This window comes from Protofrankia sp. Cas4 (assembly GCF_963555915.1).
GTDB lineage: Bacteria > Actinomycetota > Actinomycetes > Frankiales > Frankiaceae > Protofrankia.
The window spans coordinates 2837-4897 of record NZ_CAUVXL010000108.1; the positions used below are offsets into that span (position 1 = coordinate 2837).

Annotated in this window: 3 protein-coding genes; all 3 read right to left on the reverse strand. The window is 65.8% G+C overall.

The features are described from left to right. Window positions 1–300: 300 nt before the first annotated feature. Window positions 301–1404, reverse strand: a complete 1104-nt coding sequence (locus tag U9979_RS10050) for an IS110 family transposase (protein WP_322779154.1) — start codon at window positions 1402–1404, stop codon at window positions 301–303. After that, entirely contained in the window at window positions 1405–1569 is a 165-nt protein-coding gene (locus tag U9979_RS10055; protein WP_322779152.1) for a hypothetical protein, read from the reverse strand. It abuts the gene before it with no gap. 259 nt (window positions 1570–1828) lie between these two features. Continuing rightward, the coding region (locus U9979_RS10060; RefSeq protein ID WP_322779153.1) for a transposase family protein at window positions 1829–2061 on the reverse strand (233 nt) is incomplete at its 5' end.

Genomic DNA, 2061 nt, shown 5'->3' on the forward strand with positions numbered 1-2061 from the left:
AGGTTTCTTCTTGACCAAACTGATCGCGGAAGAACCCTGATAGCCTTTGGATTCGGAATGAAATAACTTGTTCACTTTGGGGCCCTTGCGAGCCCCTGAGGTGAGGATAGGGCGACCACGCAGGGGCTGGAACGCGCCCCGCGGCGGCGCCCCGAGAACCGAAGGCCCTAGACGCTCGCTACCCGGAGTGACCGAGGAAGACGGGGAGGGGCTGGATCGGGGCGTACGGCATTGCGCCGGGTACCAGGCCCCGACGAGGTTCACCGTGCGTAAACGGCGCTGAGGACGCCGCCCGAATGCCTAAGCGGCTTTTTCTTCAGGTTCGATGGTGACTTTCAGGCCGAGTTTCTCCAGTTGCGCGACGAGCCGTTTCTGCTGGGCGTCGGTGCCGTGGCGGCGCTGTGCCCAGTCCGGTCCGAGCTCGCGGTAGACGGTCTCCTCGGCGACGATGTGCCAGTAGGCGACGAGGATGTCGTGACGGATCGCGCCGACGGCTTTCTGGACCCCGCGGCGGCCCCGGATCTGGGCGTAGTGCGCGGCGAGGTAGGTCTCGCGGGTCATCGCGGCGGCGTGGGCGGCCTCGGTCAGCGCGGTCCGCAGCCAGGTGGAGCCCTGGCGGGTGCGACCAGTCCGCGACGTGCCGGCGGAGGAGTGGTTGCCCGGGCAGATCCCCGCCCAGGACGCCAGGTGTCCCGCGGTTGGGAACCGGGTCATGTCCATCCCGGCCTCAGCGATCAGGCACTGCGCCGTCCGCTGGCCCACCCCGGGAATCGTCGTCACCCGCTCCACCAGCTCCGCGAAAGGAGCCAGCATCACCTCGACCGTCCGGTCCAGCTCAGCGACCGCGCTGTCGCACAGATCGATCTGCGCGAGCAGCTGACGGACCAGCACCTTCTGGTGATCGGCGAGTGGCCGCCCGGCCAACGCGTCACGCAACTGCGGGATCTTGACACGGAGTCGGCGCCGCGCGAGGTCGGCCAGCACCTCGGGGTCCTCCTCCCCGGCGAGCATCGCGTCGATCATCGCCCGGCCGGACTTCCCCAGCAGCTCGGATGCCACCGACGTCAGCTTGATCCCACAGTCCGCCATGACCTTCTCCAGGCGTTGCACCGCCCGGGTCCGGTCCTCGACGGTGGTCCGCCGGTGCCGGGTCAGATCCCGTAACGCCCGAATCGGTTTCGGGGGCACGAACGACGGCCGCACCAGACCGTGCTCCAACAACTGCGCAATCCACAAGGAGTCGGCAACATCCGTTTTCCGACCCGGCACGTTGTGCATATGCTGCGCATTGAGCAGCCAGCACTCGAAGGAATCCTCCAGCATGTAGTAGACGGGCTTCCAATAAATGCCCGTGGATTCCATACCGACCAGCGAGACCCGTTCCGTGGTCAGCCAGTCAGCCAGTCAGCCAGTCAGCCAGTCAGCCAGCCGCCTGAGCCCCGCGCCCGTCGTGGCGAACGTCCGCACCTCCCCCCGACGCCCGCCACCACGCCCCGGCACCCGCACCGCCGCCACGACCGTGTCCCGGTGCACATCCAGCCCCGCGACCCGATCGATCAGCACATCCATCGACGACCATCTCCGTCCCCTCGACCCGCGACCAGCACAGACCGCCCGGGGAGGACCTGCCAACAAAGATTCTGAGGTACGCGCTCGTGGCAGCAGGACAGGATTCCTCAGGACCTCCGCGCCACACTGACCTACGGGCTCACGGCACCACAGAAGGACGACGTCGGACCGGACGGCACCAACATCCTCATCAGGACAGGGTGCCGGCGCAAGCCGGCATGATCACTGACCTGCGAAGACGCATGCCGGCCTGCATTACTTACTTCATTACGGATCCTTTGTCGCCAATCAGGCCACCGGAGTATTCCACCAATCGCGCCAACTCGGCCTCACTGAAACACCTCATGTCGTGCCAGCTTCCGGGGAACGCCCGGCTTACGCCGAGGACACGGCCATGTAAGTCGACAATGACTTGAATGTTGACGCCATATCGACGGTGCTTGCCGGAATAAAGATCTTTGCGGTGTCGCCAGTTGAACACCACGACCAGCG